The organism is Marinimicrobium sp. ARAG 43.8 (assembly GCF_050113635.1).
Lineage (GTDB): Bacteria > Pseudomonadota > Gammaproteobacteria > Pseudomonadales > Cellvibrionaceae > Marinimicrobium.
The window spans coordinates 835,753-862,711 of sequence record NZ_JBNJLT010000001.1 but is presented as its reverse complement, the minus strand read 5'-3'; the positions used below and the strand labels follow the sequence as shown (position 1 = coordinate 862,711).

26 protein-coding genes are annotated in these 26,959 nt (G+C 56.0%); 24 read left to right on the top strand and 2 right to left on the bottom strand.

Features of this window, described 5'->3' with window-relative positions:
• Positions 1 to 105 precede the first annotated feature (105 nt).
• From ACQCLF_RS03630 to ACQCLF_RS03580, 11 genes are all read left to right on the top strand, one after another.
• Positions 106 to 588 carry an Hcp family type VI secretion system effector gene (locus ACQCLF_RS03630; protein WP_426984923.1) on the top strand — a complete coding sequence of 161 codons (483 nt, stop codon included), beginning with the start codon at positions 106 to 108 and terminating at the stop codon, positions 586 to 588.
• Positions 589 to 702: 114 nt separating this feature from the next.
• Complete coding sequence (locus ACQCLF_RS03625; protein ID WP_426984922.1) at positions 703 to 2,685, top strand: type VI secretion system Vgr family protein; 1,983 nt, start codon at positions 703 to 705, stop codon at positions 2,683 to 2,685.
• 18 nt (positions 2,686 to 2,703) lie between these two features.
• Positions 2,704 to 3,210, top strand: coding sequence for a DUF6484 domain-containing protein (locus tag ACQCLF_RS03620; RefSeq protein ID WP_426984921.1), 507 nt, complete (start codon positions 2,704 to 2,706; stop codon positions 3,208 to 3,210).
• Positions 3,211 to 3,274: 64 nt separating this feature from the next.
• A complete protein-coding gene (locus ACQCLF_RS03615) occupies positions 3,275 to 4,225 on the top strand; it encodes a DUF2169 family type VI secretion system accessory protein (RefSeq protein WP_426984920.1) in 951 nt (316 codons plus the stop codon).
• Between the two features lie 32 nt (positions 4,226 to 4,257).
• The gene (locus ACQCLF_RS03610; RefSeq protein ID WP_426984919.1) at positions 4,258 to 4,638 is read left to right on the top strand and encodes a DUF4150 domain-containing protein; all 381 of its coding nucleotides are present in this window, start codon (positions 4,258 to 4,260) and stop codon (positions 4,636 to 4,638) included.
• Positions 4,639 to 4,645: 7 nt separating this feature from the next.
• Positions 4,646 to 5,974, top strand: coding sequence for a TIGR02270 family protein (locus tag ACQCLF_RS03605; protein ID WP_426984918.1), 1,329 nt, complete (start codon positions 4,646 to 4,648; stop codon positions 5,972 to 5,974).
• Between the two features lie 391 nt (positions 5,975 to 6,365).
• Positions 6,366 to 8,756 carry a DUF1592 domain-containing protein gene (locus tag ACQCLF_RS03600; protein WP_426985228.1) on the top strand — a complete coding sequence of 797 codons (2,391 nt, stop codon included), beginning with the start codon at positions 6,366 to 6,368 and terminating at the stop codon, positions 8,754 to 8,756.
• Entirely contained in the window at positions 8,728 to 10,065 is a 1,338-nt protein-coding gene (locus ACQCLF_RS03595; RefSeq protein WP_426984917.1) for a DUF1552 domain-containing protein, read from the top strand. The genes ACQCLF_RS03600 and ACQCLF_RS03595 overlap by 29 nt, the downstream gene beginning before the upstream one ends.
• A gap of 21 nt (positions 10,066 to 10,086) precedes the next feature.
• Positions 10,087 to 11,445: an ankyrin repeat domain-containing protein gene (locus tag ACQCLF_RS03590; protein WP_426984916.1), complete on the top strand. Its 1,359-nt coding sequence runs from the start codon at positions 10,087 to 10,089 to the stop codon at positions 11,443 to 11,445.
• Positions 11,442 to 11,888 (top strand): c-type cytochrome, encoded by a 447-nt coding sequence (locus ACQCLF_RS03585; protein WP_426984915.1) that lies wholly within the window; start codon positions 11,442 to 11,444, stop codon positions 11,886 to 11,888. The genes ACQCLF_RS03590 and ACQCLF_RS03585 overlap by 4 nt, the downstream gene beginning before the upstream one ends.
• 2 nt (positions 11,889 to 11,890) lie before the next feature.
• Positions 11,891 to 12,547 carry a cytochrome b/b6 domain-containing protein gene (locus tag ACQCLF_RS03580; protein ID WP_426984914.1) on the top strand — a complete coding sequence of 219 codons (657 nt, stop codon included), beginning with the start codon at positions 11,891 to 11,893 and terminating at the stop codon, positions 12,545 to 12,547.
• Between the two features lie 3 nt (positions 12,548 to 12,550).
• Here ACQCLF_RS03580 and ACQCLF_RS03575 read toward each other — a convergent pair whose 3' ends face one another.
• A complete protein-coding gene (locus tag ACQCLF_RS03575) occupies positions 12,551 to 13,690 on the bottom strand; it encodes a DUF3300 domain-containing protein (RefSeq protein WP_426984913.1) in 1,140 nt (379 codons plus the stop codon).
• Between the two features lie 282 nt (positions 13,691 to 13,972).
• Here ACQCLF_RS03575 and glyA point away from each other — a divergent pair, with 282 nt between their 5' ends.
• The 11 genes from glyA (at position 13,973) to ACQCLF_RS03520 (ending at position 24,298) form a co-directional block, all read left to right on the top strand.
• On the top strand, positions 13,973 to 15,238 hold the full coding sequence (glyA, locus tag ACQCLF_RS03570) for a serine hydroxymethyltransferase (protein WP_426984912.1): 1,266 nt from the start codon (positions 13,973 to 13,975) through the stop codon (positions 15,236 to 15,238).
• A 226-nt stretch (positions 15,239 to 15,464) separates the two neighbouring features.
• Positions 15,465 to 15,911 carry a 30S ribosomal protein S6 gene (gene rpsF / locus ACQCLF_RS03565; RefSeq protein WP_426984911.1) on the top strand — a complete coding sequence of 149 codons (447 nt, stop codon included), beginning with the start codon at positions 15,465 to 15,467 and terminating at the stop codon, positions 15,909 to 15,911.
• 3 nt (positions 15,912 to 15,914) lie between these two features.
• Entirely contained in the window at positions 15,915 to 16,142 is a 228-nt protein-coding gene (gene rpsR / locus ACQCLF_RS03560; protein ID WP_024462248.1) for a 30S ribosomal protein S18, read from the top strand.
• A gap of 38 nt (positions 16,143 to 16,180) precedes the next feature.
• Complete coding sequence (locus ACQCLF_RS03555) at positions 16,181 to 17,026, top strand: hypothetical protein (RefSeq protein ID WP_426984910.1); 846 nt, start codon at positions 16,181 to 16,183, stop codon at positions 17,024 to 17,026.
• A 46-nt stretch (positions 17,027 to 17,072) separates the two neighbouring features.
• Positions 17,073 to 17,519, top strand: coding sequence for a 50S ribosomal protein L9 (gene rplI, locus ACQCLF_RS03550; RefSeq protein WP_426984909.1), 447 nt, complete (start codon positions 17,073 to 17,075; stop codon positions 17,517 to 17,519).
• Between the two features lie 126 nt (positions 17,520 to 17,645).
• Positions 17,646 to 19,040, top strand: a complete 1,395-nt coding sequence (gene dnaB / locus ACQCLF_RS03545) for a replicative DNA helicase (RefSeq protein WP_426984908.1) — start codon at positions 17,646 to 17,648, stop codon at positions 19,038 to 19,040.
• Positions 19,041 to 19,173: 133 nt separating this feature from the next.
• Positions 19,174 to 20,028, top strand: a complete 855-nt coding sequence (gene panC / locus ACQCLF_RS03540) for a pantoate--beta-alanine ligase (RefSeq protein WP_426984907.1) — start codon at positions 19,174 to 19,176, stop codon at positions 20,026 to 20,028.
• Between the two features lie 27 nt (positions 20,029 to 20,055).
• Positions 20,056 to 20,436: an aspartate 1-decarboxylase gene (gene panD, locus ACQCLF_RS03535; protein ID WP_426984906.1), complete on the top strand. Its 381-nt coding sequence runs from the start codon at positions 20,056 to 20,058 to the stop codon at positions 20,434 to 20,436.
• A 192-nt stretch (positions 20,437 to 20,628) separates the two neighbouring features.
• A complete protein-coding gene (gene acs / locus ACQCLF_RS03530; protein ID WP_426984905.1) occupies positions 20,629 to 22,566 on the top strand; it encodes an acetate--CoA ligase in 1,938 nt (645 codons plus the stop codon).
• Positions 22,567 to 22,659: 93 nt separating this feature from the next.
• Complete coding sequence (locus ACQCLF_RS03525) at positions 22,660 to 23,508, top strand: SMP-30/gluconolactonase/LRE family protein (RefSeq protein ID WP_426984904.1); 849 nt, start codon at positions 22,660 to 22,662, stop codon at positions 23,506 to 23,508.
• Positions 23,447 to 24,298, top strand: coding sequence for a TatD family hydrolase (locus tag ACQCLF_RS03520; RefSeq protein WP_426984903.1), 852 nt, complete (start codon positions 23,447 to 23,449; stop codon positions 24,296 to 24,298). Before ACQCLF_RS03525 ends, ACQCLF_RS03520 begins: the two co-directional genes overlap by 62 nt.
• Positions 24,299 to 24,300: 2 nt before the next feature.
• Here ACQCLF_RS03520 and ACQCLF_RS03515 read toward each other — a convergent pair whose 3' ends face one another.
• Entirely contained in the window at positions 24,301 to 25,137 is an 837-nt protein-coding gene (locus ACQCLF_RS03515; RefSeq protein WP_426984902.1) for a tRNA threonylcarbamoyladenosine dehydratase, read from the bottom strand.
• A gap of 124 nt (positions 25,138 to 25,261) precedes the next feature.
• On the opposite strand from ACQCLF_RS03515, the gene ACQCLF_RS03510 reads away from it, so the two are divergent.
• Together ACQCLF_RS03510 and ACQCLF_RS03505 are read left to right on the top strand one after the other, a co-directional pair.
• On the top strand, positions 25,262 to 26,245 hold the full coding sequence (locus ACQCLF_RS03510) for an amidoligase family protein (protein WP_426984901.1): 984 nt from the start codon (positions 25,262 to 25,264) through the stop codon (positions 26,243 to 26,245).
• Positions 26,230 to 26,892 carry a gamma-glutamyl-gamma-aminobutyrate hydrolase family protein gene (locus ACQCLF_RS03505; protein WP_426984900.1) on the top strand — a complete coding sequence of 221 codons (663 nt, stop codon included), beginning with the start codon at positions 26,230 to 26,232 and terminating at the stop codon, positions 26,890 to 26,892. Before ACQCLF_RS03510 ends, ACQCLF_RS03505 begins: the two co-directional genes overlap by 16 nt.
• Positions 26,893 to 26,959 lie beyond the last annotated feature (67 nt).

Sequence of the window (26,959 nt, the reverse complement as noted above, 5' to 3'; positions counted from 1 at the left end):
TCCGTGTACTTCTCGTTGCGAAAAAAAGGTGACAGGGAATGTTGCTCGGTTCTGGAATTCTTTCAGTTCTGATATCTATAAACAGAAAACGCAAGGAGTCGAAAAATGGCAATTTATCTTGAGTACGAAGGCATCAAAGGAAACGTAACAGCGGATGGTTATAAGGACCACATTGCTGTTCAGTCCCTGAATTTTGGTGTCGGCCGTGGCATTACGATGGAGCCCGGAAACCTTTCCAATCGCGAAGCAACTCGCCCTACCGTCAGTGAAATTACTCTGACAAAAATGGCCGACAACTCGGCGACAGCACTGTTTAAAGAGGCTGTGACCGGTTCTGCGGGTAAAAAAGTTACTGTGAAGTTTGTTCAAACCGGTGCCGATAAGGTCATCGAGTATATGGACTATGTTCTGGAAGACTGTCTGGTCAGCGGATACAGTATTTCCGGTTCCGGTGACGGTGACCCAATGGAAACGATCACGTTGAGTTTTGCGAAAATTATGGTGAACTACAACGATTTCGATAAATCCAACAAATCTTCCAGCCCGCAACGGGTTGGGTACGATTTGACAACAGCCAAACCACTGTAAGGCTGTAAGCCCCGGAGATTGTATCTTCGGGGCGGTGCTCCCGGGAGATTCCCGGCTAAAAGGCAAGGAACGATACCGCCCCGTTTTGTGTGCGGCTTTCAGGTTGCGACGTTTATGCAGCAGCTTACTCAGGAAAATAGACTGGTCACGATCAGCGACTTCTCCCTTGGGGAGGACACCTTTCTTGTCACAAAATTCTCTGGATCAGAGTACGTATCCGGGCTCTATCGTTTTGATGTGACGTTAATCTCCGAAAGCCCGTCAATCAGGCCCTCCGATATTATGGGAAAGGCTGGAAGCGTTACGCTTCAGGACGAACATGGCCGCGTATTCTCCGGGCATGTGTCTTGTTTTCAAGTGGGGGAAGTGGATCGCGATAATGCGCGTACCTATACGATGATCCTGGAGCCATGGCTGGCGTTTTTCCGCTATAACATCAATCACCGAATATTTCAGGATAAGACCACTAAAGATATTGTTTCGGAAGTATTCTCGAATAATGGTCTAAAGGATTTTGAGTTCCGTGCGGCCCCTGGAGCCCGCCGAGAATACTGCGTGCAGCATGGTGAAAGCGATCTCCATTTTATTTTACGAATATTGGAAGAAGATGGAATCTCGTTCTACTTCGAGCATACGGATGGAAAGCACAAGTTGATTTTATTGGATCAGTCCAACGGATACGCTTCTCTGCAGAAAGATGCTTTAGAATACTCTGGGGGTAGCTCCCCGACCGCCAAAATTAGCCAGTGGCAACACTCCTACCGATACCAAACCGGCCAGGTAACGGTAACAGATTTTGATTTTAAGGAGCCCGGAAAATCATTGATGTTGAGCGCGCGAAGCAGTAGTGACTTCGCGCATAGCAACCAGTTCGAGATTTATCAGTACCCGGGTTACTACCATCCCCAAGACCACGACCGCGACCCCCGCATGCGAATGCAGGCACAAGAGCTGGAGTTGAACACGGTAAGTGGAAGTTCCAACTATAGCCAGATGGTCGCCGGGGGAAAGTTTACCCTCGCCAAGCACGAGTCCTCGGAGGAAAAAGGGGACTATGTTCTTCTTGAGGTGCACCATGAAATCGTCGATGAAACGCAGAAAACTGGAGGCGAGCGGGCCCAGAGCTACAACAACCGGTTCTTGTGCGTCCGCTCTGATACAACGATCCGCCCAATGAGAATGCATGGAAGGCCTACAATGAGCGGTCCTCAGACTGCATCAGTAGTTGGTCCCGCAGGGGAGGAGGTTTACATCGACGAGCTTGGCCGGATCAAGGTGCAATTTCACTGGGATCGTGAGGGCGAGCGTAACGAGAGCAGTTCTTGTTTCCTGCGAGTCACCCAATCCTGGGCGGGAAATCAATGGGGAGCTTTTTTTATTCCCCGGATAGGTCAGGAGGTTGTTGTCGATTTCTTAAGTGGAGACCCTGATAGACCACTTGTGACCGGCGCCGTTTATAACGGAAAGAATCGACCTGTGTACAGTTCTAAAACCCAGAGCGGTATTAAAACCCGATCAACAAAAGGGGGTGGCCCGGATAACTATAATGAGTTTCGGTTTGAGGACAAGAAAGGCAGTGAGCAGATCCTTCTGCACGCCGAGAAGAACTATGATGTAGAGGTTGAAAACAATCAGTCGTTGACTATTGAAAATAATCGTCAAAAAACCATTCGCAACGACGAAAGTTCTATTATCGAGAATGATCGAAAGAAGACAGTCAATAACAATCAGAGTGAGAATGTTGGTAAGGACAAAACTATAGAGGTAGGCGAGAACCACAGGGAAGTTATTGGAAAAAGCAAGAATCTTGAGGTGAAGGAAGATCACACTGAAACCATTGGAAACAACATGGTCATTTCGGTGAATAAGGACTTGTCAGAACGTGTGGGTGGCAGTTATCGAGAGAATGTTAAAGAACGTTATGAGCTAAATGCTAAAAGCATTCAGCTGCAAGCCGATGATGAGATCACGTTAAAAACTGGGTCCGCGATGATTCATATGAAAAGCAACGGCGACATTACCATAAAGGGAGAGAGTGTCAATGTTAAAGGCTCTGGTACTGTTGCAATCAAGGGCAACAAAGTAACAAGTAATTGATCGTGTGGAGTAGGGTTTATGGATTATATGACTGATCAGTTTCAGCCAACTGACGTACTTGAAGAAGCTGTTCAGGCGCTAGGTCCCGGAGAGGTTCTTCTGGGGACGATGGTGGATATCACCGACAAGGGCGCTGCCAGTGTCAGAGTAATTTTGGGGAATCAAAGTCTCACTCTGGAGGTGACATCTGTAATACCTTTGTGTCGTGCCTACATTGGTCGACAGGCGGTTATCATGCTGGCAGGTGGAGGTCTCAGAACGCCGGTTTTAATGGGTCTGGTCCATTCGCCACTCGATATGGTACTTGAGAAACCTTTGCCGGAGGTGGAGAAAAAATATCCGCCTGCCGTCGAGGTAGACGGTCAGACCACATTGGTCGAAGGGGATAGGAAAGTAGTATTGCGTTGTGGAGCAGCGAGCATCACTCTAACAGCTGAGGGAAAGATTCTTCTTAGGGGACAGCATTTAGTCAGCCGATCTGATGGTGTGAACCGAGTGCTGGGTGCCGCGGTTCAACTGAACTGATTGGCTTCCCGAGTGATTTCTAATGTTACAGCTCAATAATCGCACACCCTTTCAAGCGGAACTTATGTCTCTGAACGACGATAGTGGGGACGAGGCTCTGTATGTAGTAGTGAAAGCATCGTTTCGGGAGTCTCCTAGTTGGACGCTTGCGGACAACCCGTTGCCAATCTGGAAGGCAGATCAGTATTTCACTGAGCCCGCTACTTCCAGCCTTCGCTACCCTAGTGAACTTCACCTCGGAAAATCCACTACAGATATTATTGTCGAGGGCGACGCCTGTGCTCCCGACGGACGTCGGGTTCTCTGGCATGAGGTAGGTATCCATATTGGCTCTCTTCGGCATCAGTTGAAGGTATGCGGGGATCGGGTTTGGGAGCGAGGGAAGCCCAGTGATCCTGAACCATTTGAGCGCATTCCTTTGCGTTATGAGCGAGCATACGGTGGTGCAGTGGCCGAACAATCGCGCTGGTTGGTGTATGACGACCGGAACCCGGTAGGACGTTTTGCTATAGGGCGTTGTCAGGATGTGTCGGTTGAGGGGCAACTTTTACCCAATATAGAGCACCCTCTGGGAGGAGTTCGGAGTCGCGATGATTACCCGGAGCCGGTCGGTGTTGGTCCGGTGGCACCTCACTGGCACTCACGTGCGCAGTACGCAGGCACTTACGATCAAAACTGGCAGCGTACACGCGCGCCATTTGTGCCGGAGGACTTTTCCAGACGATTTTTTAATGTTGCCTCCCCAGGGCTTGTCTATCCGGGTTGGCTTTCTGGTGAAGAGCCAATGACGTTCTCAGGGTTTTCTCCTGCCGGTGAATGGCGCAGTCGGCTACCGAAAGTGATTCTTTCAGTGAGTGCCAAGTGCAAACGAGGCTCTGAGTCAATGCAGCCTCAACTGGAAACCGTCTTTGTTAGACCTGAAGAGAAGGCGTTGAGTATGACTTGGCGTGCGAGTTTGAGTCGCTCGCATCGCCTGCTGAGCGTCGAAAGCGTGACGGTAGCGCTGTCGCGCTGACATTGCGAGAACACAACGAAGGGGGAAATGCTATGGCGCAAACGACTTTTGCAAATGGAAGAGGCATAGCCCATAAAGGCAGTGGTGGAACGAGTACGGTGTTCCCTGACGTATGCAAAACTCCAGTGGGTTCCGCCGTTGTTCCAATTCCATATCCGAATATTGGGCAATCTGCCGATGCGGCCAAAGGCCCGAAAACGGTCCAGCTTGATGGACAGATGCCTATGGTTAAGGGGGCAGTTTACTCCAAAAGCGCGGGTGATGAGGCGGGTGTTAATAAAGGTGTGATCAGTGGCCAACAGGGGGAGGAGTGTGAGTATATGATGTACTCTTTCGATGTAAAGATCGAAGGTAAAAGTGTTTGCCGAATGGGTGATCCTCTCTACCATAACAAGAAAAATATTATGGGGTAATTCCTAGATGACCGCTGCCGTTACCGCCGTTCCCTCGCCAGTGTCAGGTTATGAGGGTCAGTTTGACGATTATGTGGAAATGGCTTCCTTTTTGTGGTTTTTGCACGAACGGGCACAGTCGCAACCTCATTACTATGCCCGCGACCTGGTAGAGCTGGAAAATCGTTTGGATGGTCAGTTCCGCGCAATGGCGCAGGCACCGGATGAGGCCTGGCGAGCCTGCTCTGAAGCATTAAATTCAAATGACCCCGGGTCGGTTTTCGTGGCGGCGGTTATAGCCTTTCGAAGTCGCTGCGCTTCGCGTATACAGAACGTTGTGGATATCGGAGTAAGCACGTCGACTGGTGTCGATGCGCTGGTCTCCGCATTGGGATGGTTGCCTGATCGTTATGTTCACGATTGGTTGCGACGTTTTCTGAGCAGCAAAGATTTTTTGCATAAGCGATTGGCGCTCGCGGCTTGCCGGACCCGAGCTGAAGATCCTTGCAATTTCCTGACCCGTATCCTGCGCCGTGATGACTGTCGAGCGAATAGCCGGCTGCACGCGGAGGCGCTTAAGTGTGTGGGTGTCTTTAAACGCCATGATCTTTCCCTATTTTTGTTGGAGGCTCACGAGAGCAATAATCACCGTTGCCGGTTCGAAAGTATCCGAGCCACAATATTGTTGGGCGAAAATGTTGCAGCCAAGCGGCTGGCTTCTTTAGCGCTGAATGTTGGCGCTGGCCAAAGACCGGCACTGATGTTAGCGGTTCGGTCGCTATCGCGACTGGATGCCAGACGTTGGATATCTCATGTTGCCCAACAGTCCCACGAGGGGGCAAGGTTAGCGATTCAGGCTGCGGGTGCGTATGGGGACCCGGAAATCATTCCCTGGCTGCTCAGCTGCATGAAGCATCTCAGTTTGGCTCGAGTGGCAGGGGAGGCATTTGCCCAAATTACCGGATTCGATCTCGAAGAACACGAATTGAATCATCGGTTGCCGAGTACAAGTGCCTCGGCAGCCGATGACGACCCGGACTCGGCGATTCCACCACTGGATCATGACGAATACCTGCCTTGGCCTCATACAGAAAAGCTGTCAGCGTTTTGGGAGACGATTAAGCACCGTTTCCCTTCGGGTCAGCGCCATCTGCGGGGTGCCCCATTGAGCATCGAATGTTGCCAGCAGGTGCTGGAGACTGGACCACAACGCGCACGCCTGTCGGCATCGCTGGAATGGGCACTTCAGGACCGTCCACAGTTCTGGGTACCCAAGAGGTGGCAGCGGAGGAGTTCATTGCAATCACACCCTGGAGAGCCGGGAGCATGGCCGACATCACCGAACCGGACTTATTAAGTTAAGCCGTAATCACTCGATTCTGCTCTTATCTGGATCAATTGCCTAATCCAATGGCCATTTTGCGCCCCAGCGCGGCGCACTTTTCGATTAATCATCACTTTTCCTATTGAGGTCTTGTTTAGTTGGGTAGTAAATTTATCCATATAAACTATTGATTATAAATAATTTTATTACATAAATTATAAAAGCTGACTAAATGGTCACAAAATTGGACCACATTTTGCTCTCTCGAAAGCTAAAGGTACTTTTAGCCTGTATTTAGCAGCCCGCCTGAGCGGGCCGAGATAGCCGTGGTTTTAATTTTATGATGCGATTGCCTTTAGCCGTTAAGCCTTATCTCCGGGCGGTATACCAGCGGCCCACTCGACTGTTGATCTGCACCACCGTGATGGTGTGTTGCATTGCAAGTACAAGTAATGGGGCGTTGGCTTCGTCGGTTGGACATCTGGAGGATGCCGAAGCCTTCCTCGACGAACACTGTTCACGCTGCCATAACGATGAGCGAATGTCGGGTAACTGGACATTGTCTGACGTGAGCATGGACGATGTTACTCACGGGATGAACCTCGATGCCTGGGAAGCCGTGCTGCGGGTTACGCAGCGCGGTGAAATGCCACCGCCCAGCCGCCCGCGCCCCGAAGAGCGCGACTTGCAGGGGTTTGTTGGTTGGCTGCAAGGGTCTTTGGATCAGTATGCGCTCAATCACCCCAATCCTGGCCGCGCAACGCTGCGAAGGTTAAATCGCAGTGAGTACAGCAACGCCGTGCGGGATTTGTTGCATCTGGAAATAGAACTGACAGATCAGTTACCACCCGATGACTCGGGTTATGGCTTCGACAATATCGCCGATGTGCTGTCGGTGTCTCCGGCCTTGATGGATCGCTATATGAATGTGGCTGGCAAAGTGAGCCGCCTGGCGGTCGGTTTGGGTTCCAGTCAACCCTATACAACGACGTATCAACTGCCCAAAGACGGTTCTATTTTGAATCAGGGGGTGCCTTCATACGATGAACGCATGAGTGAGTACCTGCCGCTGGATTCCCGTGGCGGTGGCGTTTTCAACTATTTTGCGCCTCTGGACGGTGAGTATGAAATCAGCGGTTACCTGAACGCTAACACCAACAACGAAGTGGATCGCCTGGAAGAAAACCGGGTAAGCCTGAAGGTGCCTCTTACCGCTGGTCCGCATAAGATTGGCATGACGTTCCGCAAAACGCTGGCGCTGGACGAACGCGTGCAGGTATGGCGCAACACGACGGAAGAGGTGCCGCTGCCCACGGAGCCGCCCGAAGCGTTGACACTGGATTTTGTGGTCGACGGGCGCCGCGTCGGCAGCACGGAAGTGCCTTCCTATTATATGTCGCCTCGCTATGCACAGAAGAACTTCCCTCGTGATGTATTGGAAATTAATGTGGCGGGTCCGTACGAAGTTACTGGCCCGGGTGACACCCCAAGCCGGGAGAAGATATTTTCCTGCACACCGCGATTCTGGCCATTTAACGAAACCTATTGTGCCGAGAAAATTATTGCTCGGTTGGCCCGTCAGGCGTTTCGCCGCCCTGTTACAGACACTGATGTTGATCGGCTGATGGCTGTCTACCGACAGGTGGAGGACCGCTCTGGCTATGAGGAAGGCATCGCGGCGGCGGTTCAGGCGATTTTGGTCTCCCCCAGTTTCCTGTTTTTGTTTGAAAGCGATCCAGCGGATGCGGCGCCAGGGTATGTGCATCGCATCAGTGATCTGGAGTATGCCTCGCGGTTGGCGCTGTTCCTGTGGAGCAGCCTGCCGGATGAAGAACTATTGACGCTGGCGGAAAAGGGAAGGCTGCGTGAGCCAAGCATACTGCGCGAACAGGTGGCGCGTATGTTAAAAGATGAACGCTCACTGGCGCTCGAAGAGAATTTTGCCGGCCAGTGGCTGTACTTGCGTAATCTGGAATTTCACCGTCCGGATGTGAAAGCGTTCCCCGAATTTGATGTGCCGCTGCGCCAGGCGATGAAACGCGAAAGTGAAATGTTTTTCACTTCAATTCTGCGCGAAAATGCCAGCATCCTGGATTTTATCAAAAGCGATTACACCTTCGTGAACGAGCGTCTGGCAGAACACTACGGTATCGACGGTGTGCAAGGTCCGGAACTCAGGCGTGTAGCACTGACTGACAACGCAATGCGTGGCGGCCTGCTGGGGCAGGCCAGTATTCTTACCGTTACCTCCTATGCCAACCATACCTCCGTGGTGCGCCGCGGCCACTGGGTGCTGGCCAATATACTGGCGGCCCCACCGCCGGCGGCTCCGCCGGATATTCCCGCGCTTCAGCCCACCTCCTCCACCGGTAAAGCGCTGACCGCGCGCGAACAGATGGCGATGCACAGTGAAGACCCGGCGTGTCATTCCTGCCATTCGCGGATGGACCCGATTGGTCTCTCGTTGGAAAAGTACGATGCCATTGGTCGGCTGCGGGAGCTGGATGCCGGGCACCCCATCGATGTGAGTACGGCGATGCCGGATGGGCGGGAATTTGCTGGGTTACACGGATTGCAGGATGTGCTGATGGATGACCGTCGACAGTTTGCCGGTGCGTTTATCGAACGGCTGATGACCTACGCGCTGGGTCGTGGCCTTGAAGCCAGCGACCAGCCGCATATTCGCCGCGTGCTTCGTCAGGCTGAACGAAACGATTACGCCGTACACGACATTATCCTCGGCATTCTTGCCAGCGAACCTTTTAACTACAGAATGGTGCCAGAACATGAAAGACACACTGCGTCTGTCCCGTAGGACATTATTGCGCGGCCTGGGGGCCGCTATTTCCATCCCGGTGATGGAGTCTCTGGTGCCGTCGGCGCTGGCCAATACCGCGATGGAAAACCGCCCGAAAAAGCTGAGCGTTTTCTATATGCCGAACGGCTTGCGGATGCCCAGCTTTACGCCCGCGACGACGGGTGAACATTATGAGATAACGCCCATTCTTGAGCCGATTGCACGGCACCGGGATACGTTTTCCGTGATCACTGGTCTGGCGCACTACAATGCCAATGCGTTGGGCGATGGACCCGGAAGTCATGGCCGCAGTTGCGGTGCTTACCTCACCGGGGCGCACCCCAAGCGCACCGAAGGTGCTGATATTTACTGCGGTATTTCCATGGATCAGGTTATTGCCAATCATGTGGGAAAGCACACGCAGCTAGCGTCATTGGAATTGGGTATTGAGCCGCAAACTCTGCTCGGCAGTTGTGATGTGGGTTACAGCTGTACGTACACCAATACGCTTTCATGGCGCAGCCCAACTTCGCCCATGCCGGTGGCGGTTAAACCTTCCGATGTGTTCGAGCGACTCTTTGGCGATACGTTAGCGTTGGATGAAGACGCCCGTCAGGCCCGGTTGGCAACCAACGCCAGCATTCTCGACTATGTACTGGACGATGCTCGCCGCTTGTCTCCCCGCTTGGGTATGAACGATCGGCGCAAGCTGGAAGAATATCTGGAATCTATTCGCGCGGTGGAACGTCGTATCGAAAAAGCAGCGGCGCAAACCAACGATGTGGATACCAGCCAGATTGCGTTGCCCGCCGGTATCCCCCAGTCGTTCGAAGAGCACGTCAAGATCATGGTCGACCTTCAGGTCCTGGCCTTACAGAGTGATATGACCCGCGTCAGTACGTTTATGTTGGGCCGTGAACTCAGCAACCGTGCCTACACGGAGATTGGTGTGCCGGACGCGCATCACAGTCTCAGTCATCATGGCGGCAACGAAGAAAAGATCAAGAAACTCATCAAAATCAATCGGCTGCACATGACGCAGTTTGGCTATCTTCTGGATCGCTTGAGCAACACGGCGGACGGTGAGCAGACCTTGCTGGACAGTACGCTGGTATTGGGCGGCGCCAGTCTCGGTGAACCGAATGTTCACGACAATATGGACCTGCCCGCACTGGTCGCCGGTGGTGGCTTGCGCGGTGGCCGCCATATCAAGGAGCCGAAGGATACGCCTATGTGCAACTTGATGTTGTCGTTAATGCATGAAATGGGTGTCCCGGCAGAAAGCTTCGGTGATAGCACCCGTTCGCTCGATGCGCTTTATTCCTGACAGACAGTTGAGGACAAGTTTGTGAAATTAAAATGTCTCGCGGCCTCGGCGTTGTCCATCGCGTCCGCGATGCTGTTCGCGCCGACCGCCTTTTCTGGAGCCATCGCCGAGACGGCGGAGGAAGCGCTGAAACGTGCGATCCCTCAAGGCAACCCGGCACAAGTGGCTGAAGCCTTGGAGACCGGGGTGGAGCTTAATCAGCCGCTGCCCGACGGCTCGTTGATGCTGGCCTGGGCGGTGGAAACACAAAACCCTGATCTGGTGCGTCAGTTGCTGGCGGAAGGCGCTAAACCGGATGTGGGCGATAGTCATTTGAGCAGTTTCAGTCCGTTGATTGTCGCGTGCCAACGGGGAGAGCCATCCATCGTAATGGCTTTGCTCGATGCCGGGGCGAAAGTGGAGAGATCCACGGCCGATGGTGTTTCGCCTCTGGCCCTGTGCGCGGGACATTCCGATGTACAAACGGTTGAACGGCTGCTCGCTAAAGGGGCTTCCGCTGACGCGGTCGACGACACCGGGCAAACACCGTTGATGTGGGCCGCTGCAAACGCTCGGCTTGACAATGCGAAGCATCTGATCCGGGAAGGTGCCGATATTAACCGGGTTACCCATAAGGGCTTTTCGCCGTTGTTTTTTGCCTTGCGCAGTGGCAATCCGGAAATGGCAGAACTGATCCTGGATGCGGGTGGCGATGCCGAGCACAGAGGTCCTGGCGATACCACGGCCATTCAAATGGCGATGTATCAGAAGCAGTTTCGTGTGGCCGATCGCCTGTTGAGTGATGAGACGGATCTTGCGGCCTATGATCGTAATGGCGATCAACTACTGCATGCGGCCATAAAAAATGACCAGCTCTCTTTGGTTGCACATCTATTGGCCAAAGGCGCCAACCCCAATGCTCTGACGGGCGAATCGAAAGTGGTGTGGCGTTACGAAGTTAACTTTACCAGTCGGCCTTACGTTAGTTACGCGCGGTCCCCATTGTTGCTCGCGGCGGAGCATAGTTCGGCGGCGATGATGCGCGCCTTGATTGAGGCGGGCGCCGATGTGGACTTTGTCGCTGAGGACGGCACCAATGTGGTGTTGGCCGCTGCGCAGAACAATCCGGAGGCGCTGGGCTTTGCCTTGACGTTGGTGCCCGACCCGAACGTGACCAATCAGTATGGGCAAACGCCTCTGCACCTGTTGATGGGGTATTCAAATACCTTGACCAATAAACAGACCGGCGAATTGTTCAAACAGTTGGCCAGCCGGGGCGCACGCACGGATATTGAAGACCGTTGGGGACAAACCCCCGCAAACATGGCCAACGACGAACAGTTTCGAGCTCGCGCTGAGTTCGCCGAAATATTTCAGACTCCGAAGAAGGTGGAATTATGATGACGATGTTTTTCAGAGCCGTAGCGTTAGTCGTGTTGTCGAGCGCAGTGACCGCGCAGGCCCAGCAAGCATTGGTTGATGAACGCCAGGACGGTTTCAACGAGATGGGTGCCGCCCTGAAAACCTTGCGGGATGAATACAAAAGCGGCAGTCCCAAGCCGGATGAAATAAAAACGGCATTGGCTACTATCTCGACCTTGTCGGAAAACATCGCCGGCTGGTTCCCGGAGGGAAGCGGCCCCGATGCCGGGCTGAAAACCGATGCACGAGAATACATTTGGAAGAATCGGGAAAAGTTCGACCGAATTACCCAGGAGCTGATTGAAGACAGTAAAGCGTTGGCGGCGCAGGCGGATTCGGGGGATATCGCCGGTGTGGGTAAGCAGCTTCGGGCCCTTCGCAATCATTGCTCCTCGTGCCACGACAGTTATCGGGTGGACTAAGAATGACAGTGGCAGGTTCTGCGGCAAAAAAACAACCGTTGTGGGATGGCGCGATTCGAGCGACGCACTGGTTGATCGTGCTGTTGGTGGCGGCGTGCTGGTGGACGGCAGAAAACGGCGAAATTGTTTACCACACCTATTGCGCCTACGGATTGCTGGGCGTGGTTCTGTTTCGGTTTTATTGGGGCTTTTTTGGTAGCAGCACAGCCCGGTTCAGTCACTTTCTTAAAAAGCCATCAACGGTTTGGCAATATCTGAAAGCATTGCCGCAGCGCGGGACCCCGGCATCGGCGGGTCACAACCCGTTGGGTGGGTATAGCGCCCTGGCGTTACTGCTACTGTTACTGGTGCAGATCGTGCTCGGTTTGTTCGCCATTGATGTAGACGGGTTTGATGGCGGCCCTTTTGCCGACTACCTATCCTTTAGAGCCAGCCGAATGCTCACCGGTTGGCATGAGTTCACCTTCAATTTGTTATTGGTTTTTATCGCGCTGCATATTGTCGCGATTGCTTACTACCTGTTGTGGCGCAAGCAGAACCTGACCGCCGCCATGTTTCATGGACGTGCGAATGTTTCCCCGGCCATGACGCCAGTGGGGTTTGGCCGACTGGCGTTTGGCGTTTTACTCGCGGCTGCGGTCGTGTGGTTAATTGTGTAAACGCTACCGCCGTTGCCTGGCTCGGTCCGTAATGCTGGGCCGGTTGCGGGCCGCTTCCACTCGGTCTCGGGTGCTGCGTTGAAAACTTTGTTGGTTTGACGGTGCGTCTGGCGGGTGCACTTGATGCCGGTGCGCGGGATGCTCGTTGGCTTGGCGAGTGCTGGGAGCGTGTTTAATCGTGGGAGGCGAAGAGGGCGTCACATAGTGGCGGTTACCGTGCCTTTGGCGGTTGTGCGTGGGGTGGTTCGGGCGCTGGCGATAGATCACGGATTGCCGGTGCTTTCCTTGCCGATGCGTCCTTTGTTGGTACCGTGGATTGTGTTTCCAGTGTTGGGCCTCGCGATAGCTCACGACACTGCGGCCCGAGTGGAAAGCCGGGTGACGGTGGCCGAGGTTGACGACCAGTGTGGCGCGGTCATGCCAGCGAAAGCCGCTGAAGTAAAATTGGCGCTGATCGATGTGGGTCCCGAAACTCCAGAAAACACCAGAGTGCCAGTAACCGCGACGGGGGTGGTGCCAGGCTTTGGGCGGGTGTCTCTGCCAGCGCCAGGCGCCGTAGGCGGTTCGAGTGTCGTAGTAGGGAAGGTACACCACCGTTGAAACCCGGGGTTCCACAATAATGGTATTGCTCTCCACAATCACACTTTGATGATCGGTGCTTTGCAAATGGCCTTCATGATAGGCGCGTTGGCGCAAGTCCTGCACCGCGGCCAGTACGGCGGCTTCGTCATCCAGAAACGCCTCCCCCAATTGCTCCAGCCAGTCGAGATCGTCACTCATTCGGGCCAGCAGGTCCGGAAAGGCCACCAGCGCCTTGACGCTGGGGTCCCAGTCTTCGTTATCCACCGCCGCCACGGCCTCTGCGCCCTCCCGTTGCGGGTGGCGCTCGCTCCAGCGATGCGCCTGGACGACCTCAAGCGGATAGGTGCTGGCGATCAGGACATGGGAGAGCACGGAATCCGGATACAGGGCAATGGGCGCGAGCCACTGTTCCAGCTCGGGCGTTTGGTAGATTCGGTCTTCGGCGCGAGTGTCTGTAATCCACAGCAGCGCGAGTGCCGCCAGCACCAGCAAGAATGTGTTTCGGGTGGACGAAGAGTGCGGTTCGCGGAGCCCGCCTTGCCGTTCGCTGTAGACGTTCATATGGCGCCTCGCGGTAGAACTGTGGTGAGCCGTGGTTAAAATTCCGTGTTAGATAACAGGCTATTGATAGAATAAACCGGATGGCCCGCTTTGTTCAAAGTTTGACCGCTCCGAGACATCCCGGTTCAATCCCCCAGAAGGGGGCGCCTCACTATGAATGGACTGCGGGGACGGAATGAGCATTTTTCTTGGAAGCGTGCTGGTTGATTGGTGTACAATTCGCGTCCATTTTTAACCCCCGGCGGGCTGTGCCAGGCCTGTCGCTCATTTCAGGATGCGTCCATGTTCGACAAAACTCAGACGATTGCCGATTTTGACCCCGAGATCTGGGCTTCCATTCAGAGTGAAAGCCGTCGCCAGGAAGAGCATATCGAGCTGATTGCCTCGGAAAACTACACTAGCCCGCTGGTGATGGCCGCTCAGGGCACCAAGCTGACCAACAAATACGCGGAAGGTTATCCCGGCAAGCGCTACTACGGCGGTTGTGAGTACGTGGATGAAAGTGAGTCGCTGGCCATTGAGCGTGCCAAAGAGCTGTTTGGTGCCGATTATGCCAACGTCCAGCCACACTCCGGCTCCCAGGCGAACAACGCGGTGTACGCGGCGCTGTGCAAGCCGGGCGATACCGTGCTGGGGATGAGTCTGGCGCACGGTGGCCATCTGACTCATGGCGCCAAAGTCAACTTTTCCGGTAAGGTGTACAACGCGGTTCAGTACGGTCTGAACCCGGAAACCGGCGAGGTGGATTACGAGGAAGTGGCGCGTCTGGCTCGTGAGCACAAGCCCCGTATGATCGTGGCCGGTTTCTCGGCCTACTCTCAGGTTCTGGACTGGCAAAAATTCCGCGACATCGCGGATGAAGTGGGTGCTTACCTGCTGGTGGATATGGCGCACGTCGCGGGTCTGGTGGCGGCGGGTGTCTATCCGAGTCCGGTCCAGATCGCCGATGTCACCACCTCCACGACCCACAAAACCCTGCGTGGTCCGCGCGGCGGCCTGATCCTGGCCAAGGCCAACGAAGACATCGAAAAGAAACTGAACTCCGCCGTTTTTCCCGGCGGTCAGGGCGGCCCGCTGATGCACGTCATCGCGGCCAAGGCGATCAGTTTCAAAGAGGCGATGACGCCGGAATACAAGACCTATCAGCAACAGGTTGTGAAAAATGCCAAGGCGATGGCGGCCACGTTCATTGAGCGGGGCATCAAGATCGTTTCGGGTGGCACTGAGAACCACCTGATGCTGGTGGACCTGATCGGCAAGGAATACACCGGTAAAGACGCTGATGAGGCGCTGGGTCGGGCCAATATCACCGTGAATAAGAATGCCGTACCGAACGACCCGCGCTCGCCCTTTATTACCTCAGGGCTGCGGGTGGGTACGCCCGCCATCACCACGCGTGGATTTGGTGAGGAGGAGAGCAAGCAACTGGCCAACTGGATGTGCGATATTCTCGATGCGCTGGAAGCTGGCAACGCCGATACCGTTATCGAAGCGGTGAAGGGTAAGGTGCTGAATATCTGTGCCAAATTCCCCGTCTACGGCAACTAAACCCGCAGACCACAGCGGCGGCGGCCATAGCTCGTCGCCGTTGTGAGAGCGCCACCGTTGGCTCTGTGTAAAAAACAGCCAGTTTTTCTTGCAACCCCCCTGCAAACTCCCTAGAATACCCGGCCCTAAACCGGCCCGGGCACTGTTTTGCTGTGCTCAGGTCACTCCTTGCTTCACTTTGGCCGTTTCGACAGCCGGAGGAGGCTGCAACCCGTAAGGAGCAACAATGCGTCATTACGAAATCGTGTTTATGGTCCACCCGGACCAGAGCGAGCAAGTGCCCGGTATGATCGAGCGCTACACCGCTTCCGTTAAAGCCAGCGGTGGCCAGGTTCACCGTCTGGAAGACTGGGGTCGCCGTCAACTGGCTTACTCCATCAACAAAATCCACAAGGCTCACTATGTACTCATGAATGTTGAGTGCACCGATGAAGCCCTGGAAGAGCTGACCACCAACTTCCGTTACAACGATGCCGTTCTGCGGAACATGGTGATTCGTGAAGACGAAGCCATCACCGAAGAGTCTCCCATCCTGAAAGCGGACAAAGACGCCCGCGAGCGGACCACCAAGCAGAACCGTCCCGCCCGCCGTGAAGAGGGTGACAACGAGTCTTCCGAGGACGATCAGTCCGAAGAGAAGGCCGAAGCCGCAACTGAGAAGGAAGGGGAGTAATCCATGGCTCGTTTTTTTCGTCGTCGCAAGTTTTGCCGTTTCACCGCTGAAGGCGTGAAACGCATTGATTACAAAGATCTTGAAACTTTGAAAGCGTACATCACCGAAACCGGAAAGATTGTACCCAGCCGTATTACGGGCACCAAAGCCAAGTACCAGCGCCAACTGTCCTCTGCGATCAAGCGCGCTCGTTACCTGGCATTGATTCCCTACACCGACAGCCACGAGTAAGTCTGGCGACAGTCGGTTGTTGTTGAAGGAGTGCGAACGTGCGGGCGATTGCTGAATTTATATTGCGCGGTCGCTTGCAGGCAACAGTCGTTGCCTTGATTGGTAACTGGGTGCCTTTATTGACTCCAGCCACCGTAGCGTTGGTAACGCTGCGCGCGGGGAGCGGTAATGGCCTGCTGATTCTGTTGTGGGGCGTGTTGCCAGCCCTGCTGTTGCTCGGGATCAGTCAGATAGGCCCGGCCGTGGCCATCGCCGTCGTGGGCGGTATCGTCCTGACCTTTCTGGCGGCCTTGCTGCTTCGAAAGGGGGCTGGATGGGCCGCCAGCTTAATGGCCCTGGTCGGCAGTGCCGCGTTGGTGGCGTTATTGCAAATAGCCGTGGCGCCGGACAGTGTACAGGCGGTGCTGGGATGGCTGACGCAATTCATGGATGAGTTAAGCGACGCTGACAGCCCGGTGCCAGCGCTCAGCCCCACCTTTGTGGTGGGGTTGATGGCCTACAGCATGGCTTATCCCGCCGCCTTTGGCCTGGTGCTGGGGCGGTGGTGGCAGGCGCTGGCGGTGAATCCTGGTGGCTTTGGTGCCGAATTTCAGGCGCTGAAATTGCACCCGGTACAGGCCGTTACCTGCATGGCGGCATCGGTCTACTGCCTGTTACAGGGCGTGGATTACTCCCTGTGGGCGGGCCTGTTTATGTTGCCGCTGGTGTTTCAGGGCGTGGCGATTGTGCACCGTCTGGTGGCCATCAAAAAAGCGGGTGTTCAGTGGCTGGTGATGTTCTACGTCGCACTGGTGCTGCTTGAGCCCGCCACGCAGCTGCTGGCTGTTATCGCATTTCTGGATACATGGCTGAAATTTCGCGAGCGCGCGACACCCAAGGGCTGATGCCCTGCCGCGCTCGCCGGATCAAACAACTTAGAGGGTAAACGAGATGGACGTTATTCTGCTGGAAAAAGTGGGCAAGCTCGGTGGCATTGGCGACCAGGTTGCCGTCAAGGCCGGTTTCGGTCGCAACTTCCTGCTGCCGCAGGGCAAAGCCATTCCGGCCACGCCGGACAATGTGGCCGAGTTCGAAGCGCGTCGTTCTGAACTGGAAGCGGCCGCTGCCGAGAAATTGAGTGGCGCTGAAGGGCGTGCGGCCAAGCTCGCTGAACTGAGCGTGACTATCGCCGCGAATGCGGGTGACGAAGGCAAGCTGTTCGGTTCTGTGGGCACGCGTGATATCGCTGAAGCTATCACCGCAGCGGGTGTTGACGTGGCCAAGTCCGAGGTGAAGCTGCCGGAAGGTGCGCTGCGCGAAGTGGGCGAGTACGAAATTGATGTACAGGTTCACGCCGAAGTCATTCAGTCTGTCAAAGTGAGCGTGGTCGCCGAGTAATTGCGCCGCGTGGTCGGCACCCTGGGTGCTGGCCCATGACAAGACTGTCGAAATCGGGCACTATCGACCCTTCTGGGACACTCGGTAGTGCCCGTTTTTGTTTGCCAACCTACAGCAATGAACCCCATGTCTGATTTGCCATTGGAGACCCCCTCGGAAGATGCCCCGGCTCCGGGGAAAGCGCCACCGCCGCATTCGGTCGAAGCCGAACAGGCCGTGCTGGGTGGCCTGATGCTGGATAACCTGCGGCTCGAAGCGGTCCGCGAGGTCTTGTCCGAGCGGGACTTCTTCCGCGACGATCACCGCCTGATCTTCCGCATGATGTGTGATCTGTCGGAAGACGATAAGCCGCTGGACGTCATTACCCTGTCGGAAGAGCTGCATCGGCACGATGAGCTGGAGCGGGTCGGTGGCTTCGGCTACCTCACCGAGCTGGCGGCCAATACGCCCGGCTCCGCTAACATTCTCGCCTACGCCAATATCGTGCGTGAGCGGTCGACTTTGCGGCAGTTGATTCATGTGGCGCAAGAGATCAGCCGTTCCGGCTACAATCCGCTCGGACTGGATGCGGATGATTTGCTGCAGCTGGCGGAAAAGCGGGTAGCCGAAATCGCGGAAGACCGCCCCAAAGAAGGCGGGCTCACGGCGTTAAATGAGCTACTGAAAAGCACCGTTCAGCGCATTGATGAGCTGTTTCGTTCCGGCAGTGACCTTACCGGCGTCGGCAGCGGCCTGGAGGATCTGGACAAACGCACCTCCGGTTGGCAGCCCGGTGAGCTGATTATTCTGGCGGCGCGTCCCTCCATGGGCAAAACGGCGTTGGCGCTGAACTTTGTGGAAACGTCCCTGTTTACTCAAACGCGGCCCACCCTGGTGTTCAGCATGGAGATGCCCTCCGCCGCTCTGGTGATGCGGATGATGTCTTCCATCGGACGTATCGATCAGGGCAAGATCCGCAACGGCAAGCTCACTGAAGAAGATTGGCCCAAGCTTTCCGCCGCCGTCAGTAAGCTCAAAGACAAGCCCCTGTTCATTGACGATACGCCGGGGCTGTCGCCCACGGAAATGCGGGCGCGAGTGCGCCGTATCGCCCGCGAGCACGGCAATCCCGCCATGATTATGGTGGATTACCTGCAATTGATGCAGTTGTCCGGCCCCAGTGAGGGCCGTACCCAGGAAGTCTCCGAAATTTCCCGGTCGCTTAAAGCCATGGCCAAGGAGTTTGATTGCCCGGTGATCGCCCTGTCCCAGCTCAACCGGGGCGTGGAGCAGCGTCCCAATAAACGGCCAATGAACTCGGACTTGAGGGAATCAGGGTCTATTGAGCAGGATGCGGATGTGATTTTGTTCATCTATCGGGATGAATACTACAATGAGGACAGTCCGGATAAAGGCATCGCGGAGCTGATTGTGGGCAAGCAGCGTAACGGTGAGATTGGCACCTGCCGGGCGGCCTTTATTGGCAAGTACACACGCTTCGAAAACCTGGCGCCAGAGTACATGCAGTCGGACGATTATTGACGTCCAATGCCTTCTTTAAACGCTGGGTGAAGGCGCGTTGAGCAAAGATTGTACATTGTGGGGTGAGCGTGTATTATCCGGCCCCCAACTCCGGGTAAACGAGTAAGAGCGGTGGGCCGCTCGCGGGCCAGTCATGCAGGTTTTTCATCAGATTCAGTCGTTGCGCCGGGCGCTGGAAGACGAACGTCGTAAGGGTAAGCGCATCGGTCTTGTGCCCACCATGGGCAATTTGCACGACGCTCACCTGGCACTCGTGAAGCAGGCGCAGGCCACGTGCGACTGTGTGGTCACCAGCATTTTCGTGAACCCGCTGCAATTTGGATTGAACGAAGACTGGGACAAATACCCTCGCACCCTGGAGGCGGACACCGTCAAGCTTGAAGGCGTGGACTGTGACTACCTGTTTTGCCCTGACGAGACCGAGATTTACCCCAACGGCATGGCCGAACAAACGCGCGTGGTGGTGCCCAGCATGACCGACGTGCTGTGCGGTGCAAGCCGTCCCGGTCACTTTGAAGGGGTGACCACGGTGGTGAGCAAGCTGTTCAACATCGTGCAGCCTGATGAGGCGGTATTCGGCGCCAAAGATTTTCAGCAATTGGCGGTGATTCGCCGCATGGTGGAAGATCTTTGCATGCCGGTCGTGATCCGGGCAGGTGAGGTCGTCCGCGAAGCGGATGGCCTGGCGCTGAGTTCACGCAATAGCTTCATCGGTGACGATGAGCGCCCCGGGGTGTCTCAGTTGTACCGGAGCCTGTGTTGGGTCCGGGACCAGATTTTGGATGGTCGGCGCGATTTTGTGACGCTGGCCGATGCCGCGAAGGAACAGATTCGCGCGGCGGGCTTCAAGCCCGACTATGTCAGTGTGTGCAACAGTCACACGCTCGACCTGGCGGCGCACGATGACGCCGAATTGACCGTGCTCGGCGCCATGTACACGCGTGGTGCCCGCCTGATTGACAATGTATCCCTTGTGCTGGGCGCTTGAGCCAGCACCGAATACCGGGAGAAGCCTATGCTCTCAACTCTGCTCAAAGGCAAACTGCACATGGCTGCCGTAACCCAGGCCGAGCTCTGGTACGACGGCTCCTGTGCCATTGACCGGGATCTGGTGGAACTGGCGGGTCTGCGCGAGTTTGAACAGATCGATATCTACAACGTGAACAACGGTGAGCGTTTTACTACCTACGTGATTCTGGCAGAAGCCGGCTCCGGCACTATCTCCATGAACGGCGCGGCGGCACGTAAGGTACAGGTCGGAGATCGGGTGATTATCGCCAGCTACGGCCAGTACAACGAAAACGAAATGCTCAATCACAAGCCTCGCCTGGTTTATCTCGATGGCAACAATCAGGTAGAGCGCACCGCTAACACCATTCCCACCCAGGTGGCCTGACCGGCCACCTTCCCCTTTTGTGAATACCTGTTTCGCGCCGGGCAGAACCTCGCCGGGCGAGGCTATTTCGCCGCTAATGGACAACGTTGTCTGTGGTCAATGGACGAAACTGCTGGTAAGCTTAGGCCTCAAAGCTATGCGACATCGTCAACAATTAACCGGATAACAGACATCCGCAAGCGAGGCCCTTTCATGTCCGAACAGCATACCTACCCGGTTCCCGCGTCGTTTAAAGCCAATGCCGCTATCGACGCGGAGCGTTACCGCGAAATGTACCAGCACTCTGTTAATGACCCCGACGGATTCTGGGGCGAGCAGGCCGAGGCCTTCCTGACCTGGGACAAAAAGTGGGACACGGTTTGTGAGAGCGATTTGCGCCAGGGTCAGGTCGCCTGGTTCAAAGGTGGTCGGTTGAATGTGAGCGTCAACTGCGTTGATCGACACCTGGATAAACGGGCCGATCAAGTGGCGATTATCTGGGAGGGCGATGACCCCTCTGAAGACCAGCAAATCACCTACCGGGAGCTGCACACCGAAGTCAGCCGCCTCGGCAATCTGTTGCGTGAGCGCGGCGTCAAAAAAGGCGATCGCGTGTGTATCTACATGCCCATGATCCCGGAAGCCGCCTATGCCATGCTGGCGTGCGCCCGTATCGGTGCCATCCACTCTGTGGTGTTTGGCGGTTTCTCGCCGGACGCGCTCAAGGATCGCATTCTCAATGCGAACTGCCGTTTCGTCATCACCGCCGATGAAGGGGTGCGCGGCGGCAAACATATCCCGCTGAAAAAGAACGCCGACAAGGCGCTGGCCAGCTGTCCTGATGTGCATACCTGCCTGGTGGTCAAGCGTACCGGCGGCGATATTGATTGGACCGAAGGCCGTGATATCTGGTACGAGGAGGCGGTGGAAAAACAGGCCGACGATTGCGAACCGGAAATGATGGACGCGGAAGACCCCCTGTTTATTCTGTATACCTCCGGCTCCACCGGCAAACCCAAAGGGGTGCTGCACACCACGGGCGGTTACCTGCTGCAATCGGCCATGACACACAAGTATGTGTTTGATTACCAGGACGGGGACATCTACTGGTGTACCGCTGATGTCGGGTGGGTGACCGGGCACAGCTATATTGTGTACGGCCCACTGGCCAATGGTGCGACCACCTTGATGTTCGAGGGCGTGCCGACCTATCCCGATGCCTCGCGTCACTGGCAGGTCGTGGATAAACACGGTGTGAACAGCTACTACACCGCACCCACCGCCATACGCGCGCTGATGGGGGCCGGTGACAAGTGGGTCGAACAAACCTCCCGCAAGTCTCTCAAGCTGCTCGGCACCGTGGGTGAGCCGATCAACCCCGAAGCCTGGGAGTGGTATTACCGAAAGGTGGGAGGCAGCCGCTGCCCGATTATGGATACCTGGTGGCAAACCGAAACTGGCGCGCACATGCTGACGCCTCTGCCCGGCGCCATGGCATTGAAGCCGGGGTCGGCCACCTTGCCCTTCTTTGGCGTGCAGCCCGTGCTGCTGGATAACGACGGCCATGAAATCGACGGCGCCGGTTCCGGTAACCTGGCCATCAAGGCGTCCTGGCCGAGCCAGATTCGCACCGTATATGGCGACCACCAACGCTGTATCGACACCTACTACAGCACCTATCCGGGTTATTACTTCACGGGGGATGGCGCTCGCCGCGACGAGGACGGTTACTACTGGATTACCGGTCGAGTGGACGATGTGTTGAACGTCTCCGGCCACCGCATGGGGACGGCGGAAGTGGAAAGTGCGCTGGTGCTTCACGCGAAAGTGTCTGAAGCTGCTGTGGTGGGCTATCCCCATGATATCAAGGGGCAGGGGATTTACGCCTATGTCACGTTAATGGAGGGAGAGGAACCCAGTGAGGATCTGCGCAAGGAACTGATTGCGCTGTGCGTTCAGGAAATTGGTGCCATCGCCAAGCCCGACATCATTCAGTGGGCTCCGGGTCTGCCCAAAACCCGTTCCGGTAAAATCATGCGCCGTATTTTGCGTAAAGTCGCCGCCAACGAACTGGACAGCCTGGGCGATACCTCCACGCTGGCAGACCCGTCGGTGGTCGATGAACTGGTAGAGCAGCGCGCCAACCGGTAAATGCGTTCCGGACCTGTGATAGCGGGTCCGGCAATCACGCAACAAAAGATCGCTCGATAAAAGATCGTTCTATAAAAGAGAGGAGAGAGAGTTATGTTAGCAATCCGTTATGTGGTTGGAGCCGTGCTGGCGGTCAGTAGTCTGACGCTGACGTCCGCTCAGGTGTTGGCCGATTCCCCCGAGTTGAAACCGCATTGGCAAACCGATGGGTTGCGCACTCCGGAATCCGTTCTGTATGTGCCCGATGAAAATGGTCCTTATCTGCTGGTGTCCGAAATTGAAGGAGAGGGCAATCAGGCCGACGGGAAAGGCGGTATTGCCAAGCTCTCGCTGGAGGGCGAGATCCTGGATCAGGACTGGTCTCGCGGTATGAACGCACCGAAAGGCATGGGCCTCCGGGGCGATACGCTGTACGTGGCGGACTTGACGGAGGTGTTGATGGTTGATTTGGAGAGCGGGCGTGTTCAGGCACGAATCCCCGTGGACGACTCCGTATTTCTGAACGACATTGCCGTTGCGGATGACGGTACGGTGTATGTGTCCGATACCCGGACCGGTAAAGTGCACCGTATTCACAATAAGGACGCCGAACTCTTTCTCGAGGATCTCAAAGACCCGAACGGCCTCTATACCGAAGGCAATGATCTCTACATCGGAGCGGGCGATACGTTGTTGAAAGCGTCTCCCGAGGGAGAGCTGGAAACGGTGGCCACCGGGTTTGAATCCGGTATCGACGGTGTAGAAAAAATCGCGGACGGTGAATTCCTGGTGACCTGCTGGGTGGGCCTGGTATACCACGTGGATAACGGCGAGGTGACTCGCCTGATGGATACCCGGGAGCCTCGCATGAATACGGCGGATCTGGGGTGGAATCCAGAAGATGGCATCGCCTATATCCCGACGTTCTTTAACGATTCGGTGCGGGCCTATCGCTGGCAGTGAGTTCGATGAGCGTCGCTTTGATGGAAAAGCCGCCTTGATAGACAGCCATTGCCATCTGGATTTCGACGCGTTCCAGCATGATCGTTCCCCAGTGTGGTCCCGCTGTCTTGAGCGGGGCCTGACTCACCTCCTGATTCCCGGCACCGACCCCGAGCAGTGGCTGCGTGCCGCTGCCTTGTGTGAGCAGAATGACGGCTGGGTCTTTGCGGCGGGTGTGCATCCCTGGTGGCAAAGCCAGCAAGACGACAAATGGCTGGCCGCCTGCCGTCACATGCTGCAACACCCGCTGTGTGTCGCCGTGGGAGAATGTGGTCTGGATAAGCGGATTGATACGCCGATGGATCAGCAGCTTGCCTGGCTGGACACTCACCTGGCGTTGGCGCAGGAAGCCCGCAAACCGGTCATTCTGCATTGCGTGAAAGCCCACAACGAATTAATCCGCTGTCTGAAACGCTATCGATTGCCAGAGGGTGGCGTGGTGCACGCGTTTAGCGGCAGTGCCGACCAGGCGCGCACGTACTGGCAAATGGGATTGCGCCTGGGGGTGGGCGGTGTGATTACTTACGAGCGTGCACGCAAAACCCGTGACGCGGTCGCCGTCGTACCGGTGGAGGCTCTGCTGCTTGAAACCGATGCGCCGGACATGCCGCTCGCTGGACGGCAGGGTGAGCGCAATAGTCCAGAATACTTACCGGAAATCGTCGTTACACTGGCGCAGTTGCGCGGCGCACCGGTGGAGGATATTGCCCGGCAGACGAGCGACAATGCCCGGGCACTGTTCAGGCTGTGAGGTTAGCGTTTTGAGGTCGAGGTCGACGCACAATCTTGAAACGCACAGTCCTGAAGGTAGCGTTCCACCGCCTGGCTGGCGGCAGCAAAGCCGAAGCTGCCGGTAACCATCAAGACAGAACCCAGGCCCCCGCCACAATCAAGTTTGACGCCGCTGTCCGGATCGCGGTTACCTTTATCCCCAACGCAAACGCCACCACCGAGCTGCGGAAAATGCATGGGTTCGCGTGAGAAAATGGCATCGACGCGAAATCGCCGGTGACGATCTTTGCGGAAACCGTGATGACGGTAAAGCAGGTTTCGCACTTTGCGCAGCATTGGGTCCTGAATCGTTTGTCCCAAATCAGCGCAGGTAATCTGCGCGGGATCGCGCTTACCGCCTGAGGAGCCCACGGTCACCAGTCGCATTTTTTGACGGCTGCAATAACTCACCATCCGGGCCTTGATGTGCGCGGCGTCAATGGCATCAATCACGACGTGGTGCTGGGACCTGATCAGCTGGTCGATATTATCCTGCGTTAAAAACGTTTCCTGGCTGTGCAGCACCAGTTCCGGGTTAATCGCTTTTAATCGCTCGCTCACGACCTGATTTTTCGAGGCACCGATAAAGCCCTCCAGCGCATGTAGCTGGCGGTTGGTGTTGGTCACGCAAACGCCATCGAGCTCAATCAGTGTGAGCGTGCCGATGCCAGTCCGGGCCAATGCCTCTGCCGTCCAGCTGCCGACGCCGCCCAGGCCGACCACGGCGAAGTGCGCGTTGGCCAGCCATTCTAAAGCCGACTCCCCATACAGGCGACCCAGCGCGCCAAACCGTTGCCGATATCCCGGCGTTACTGCCATTGCGGGTGTACCTCTGTAAAATGCCAAATGGAATCCGTATTGTAAAAGATTCCTGAGCCTGTGCATGCAATGGAATGCCGGCTGTGTCATGCTGGCTAAAAGAGGTTGGTCTTAGGGAGTTGTAATGAATTTGAGATTGCCGACACGCCTGCACACCGCTCAGGGGCCACCACGCCGCGTTGGCGTTGAGCTGGAAATGAATGGGCTGACCATCGACGAGCTGAGTCGTATTGTGGCCGACTCCCTGACGCTGACCGTGACGCCGGAAGGCCGGTACGAACGCAAGCTTTTGGGCGACGCCGCAGGCGAGTGGGGCGTGGAGCTGGATTTTCATCTGCTCAAAAAGCTGGGGCGTGAGAAGCGGGACAAGAACACACTGTCTGGAGAGCTGGGCGACTCGGTGGAAGAGGTGCTTAAGTGGCTGGCAGAGACGCTAGTACCATTGGAGCTGGTGAGTCCGCCGTTGCCGATGGCGCGTCTCACTGAGGTGGAAACGCTGATCCATCATTTGCGCGCGGCGGGTGCGAAAGGCACCTCGGACCGTCTGGTTAATGCCTTTGGAATGCAGTTCAATCCGGAGGTGCCGGACGAATCCACTGACACGATCATCGCCTACTTGAAAGCTTTCGTATGCCTTTATGAATGGCTTTACGTCCGCGCCGATATCAACCTTTCCCGCCAAGTGACCAATTACATCGATCCCTACCCCAAAGCGTATGTTCGTACGCTGCTGCGCGCCGATTACTGGCCCGAGCAGAACCGATTGATCGACGATTACCTCACGCATAATCCCTCTCGCAATCGGGCGCTGGATATGCTGCCGCTCTTTGCGCATCTTGATGAAGCGCGTGTACGACGTACCGTGGACGATCCTTTGATCAAGGCGCGGCCAACACTGCATTATCGTCTTCCGGATTGCGAAATCCACCGCTCGGACTGGAGTCTGTCTCAGGCGTGGAACGACTGGGTGGCCGTGGAGGAACTGGCGGCGGACACACAGCGGCTCAGAGAGTGCTGCAAAGCCTACTATGACTTTCTGGCCGATCCGCTAGACCGTTGGTTTGGCGATTGGAGTAAACAACTGGAGGCGCGATGGCTGGCCCGGTAGTGGCGGTTACCGGCCCTGAGCGCGGCGCGGTGGGGCCACGAACTCTGGTGGCCCTGATATTGAAGTGGTACGGCGCGGAGCCCGTTCAGGTTCGTCCCCGTCATCGGGATTCATTGCCTGAATTCGATGCGGTGGTCGTGACCGGCGGGCACGATGTGCAGCCGGTACTCTACGGGGCCGAGCCGGAAGTAAAGCCAAAATACGACCCTGATCGGGATGAGCTGGAAAAGCGCGTTATTCACAAAGCCCTCGCCGAAGGTCGCCCATTGTTGGGCATTTGCCGGGGCGCACAACTGCTGAACGTCTGTCTCGGCGGTACGCTGGTGCAGGATCTTCGATTGCATCGGCGACACACCTCACACCGGCGAACGTTGTTGCCGTTAAAGGCGTTGCAGGTTGAACAGCGCACCCGTCTGCTGTCCATCATGGGCGAGGAGCATCCGTCGATTAACAGTTTGCACAATCAGGCGATTGACAGGCTCGGACGAGATTTGCGGGTGTCGGGGCGGGACCGGGATGGCATTGTGCAGGCGGTTGAAAAGTTTGGCTCCCCGTTTTTAGTGGGGGTGCAGTGGCATCCGGAGTTTCTGTTGTACAGCGCACCGCATCGGCGTCTGTTCAAGGCGTTGGTGGAGAGTGTGTCCTAGCGCCATAAAAAAGCCGGCCCCCTTGGGGTGGGGCCGGCAACCATGCAAACGCACGTGGAGTGGCGGG

Excerpts from the sequence above, each read along its gene's own strand:
- ACQCLF_RS03585 (WP_426984915.1), top strand. The coding sequence starts at position 11,442 with ATGATGACGATGTTTTTCAGAGCCGTAGCGTTAGTCGTGTTGTCGAGC.
- ACQCLF_RS03505 (WP_426984900.1), top strand. The coding sequence starts at position 26,230 with ATGGCTGGCCCGGTAGTGGCGGTTACCGGCCCTGAGCGCGGCGCGGTG.
- panD (WP_426984906.1), top strand. The coding sequence starts at position 20,056 with ATGCTCTCAACTCTGCTCAAAGGCAAACTGCACATGGCTGCCGTAACC.
- ACQCLF_RS03520 (WP_426984903.1), top strand. The coding sequence starts at position 23,447 with ATGGCATCGCCTATATCCCGACGTTCTTTAACGATTCGGTGCGGGCCT.
- ACQCLF_RS03575 (WP_426984913.1), bottom strand. The coding sequence starts at position 13,690 with ATGAACGTCTACAGCGAACGGCAAGGCGGGCTCCGCGAACCGCACTCT.
- ACQCLF_RS03515 (WP_426984902.1), bottom strand. The coding sequence starts at position 25,137 with ATGGCAGTAACGCCGGGATATCGGCAACGGTTTGGCGCGCTGGGTCGC.
- ACQCLF_RS03525 (WP_426984904.1), top strand. The coding sequence starts at position 22,660 with ATGTTAGCAATCCGTTATGTGGTTGGAGCCGTGCTGGCGGTCAGTAGT.
- dnaB (WP_426984908.1), top strand. The coding sequence starts at position 17,646 with ATGTCTGATTTGCCATTGGAGACCCCCTCGGAAGATGCCCCGGCTCCG.
- ACQCLF_RS03510 (WP_426984901.1), top strand. The coding sequence starts at position 25,262 with ATGAATTTGAGATTGCCGACACGCCTGCACACCGCTCAGGGGCCACCA.
- ACQCLF_RS03630 (WP_426984923.1), top strand. The coding sequence starts at position 106 with ATGGCAATTTATCTTGAGTACGAAGGCATCAAAGGAAACGTAACAGCG.
- ACQCLF_RS03605 (WP_426984918.1), top strand. The coding sequence starts at position 4,646 with ATGACCGCTGCCGTTACCGCCGTTCCCTCGCCAGTGTCAGGTTATGAG.
- ACQCLF_RS03600 (WP_426985228.1), top strand. The coding sequence starts at position 6,366 with ATGGTGTGTTGCATTGCAAGTACAAGTAATGGGGCGTTGGCTTCGTCG.
- ACQCLF_RS03580 (WP_426984914.1), top strand. The coding sequence starts at position 11,891 with ATGACAGTGGCAGGTTCTGCGGCAAAAAAACAACCGTTGTGGGATGGC.
- glyA (WP_426984912.1), top strand. The coding sequence starts at position 13,973 with ATGTTCGACAAAACTCAGACGATTGCCGATTTTGACCCCGAGATCTGG.
- ACQCLF_RS03620 (WP_426984921.1), top strand. The coding sequence starts at position 2,704 with ATGGATTATATGACTGATCAGTTTCAGCCAACTGACGTACTTGAAGAA.
- ACQCLF_RS03625 (WP_426984922.1), top strand. The coding sequence starts at position 703 with ATGCAGCAGCTTACTCAGGAAAATAGACTGGTCACGATCAGCGACTTC.
- rplI (WP_426984909.1), top strand. The coding sequence starts at position 17,073 with ATGGACGTTATTCTGCTGGAAAAAGTGGGCAAGCTCGGTGGCATTGGC.
- rpsF (WP_426984911.1), top strand. The coding sequence starts at position 15,465 with ATGCGTCATTACGAAATCGTGTTTATGGTCCACCCGGACCAGAGCGAG.
- rpsR (WP_024462248.1), top strand. The coding sequence starts at position 15,915 with ATGGCTCGTTTTTTTCGTCGTCGCAAGTTTTGCCGTTTCACCGCTGAA.
- acs (WP_426984905.1), top strand. The coding sequence starts at position 20,629 with ATGTCCGAACAGCATACCTACCCGGTTCCCGCGTCGTTTAAAGCCAAT.
- ACQCLF_RS03615 (WP_426984920.1), top strand. The coding sequence starts at position 3,275 with ATGTCTCTGAACGACGATAGTGGGGACGAGGCTCTGTATGTAGTAGTG.
- ACQCLF_RS03595 (WP_426984917.1), top strand. The coding sequence starts at position 8,728 with ATGAAAGACACACTGCGTCTGTCCCGTAGGACATTATTGCGCGGCCTG.
- panC (WP_426984907.1), top strand. The coding sequence starts at position 19,174 with ATGCAGGTTTTTCATCAGATTCAGTCGTTGCGCCGGGCGCTGGAAGAC.
- ACQCLF_RS03610 (WP_426984919.1), top strand. The coding sequence starts at position 4,258 with ATGGCGCAAACGACTTTTGCAAATGGAAGAGGCATAGCCCATAAAGGC.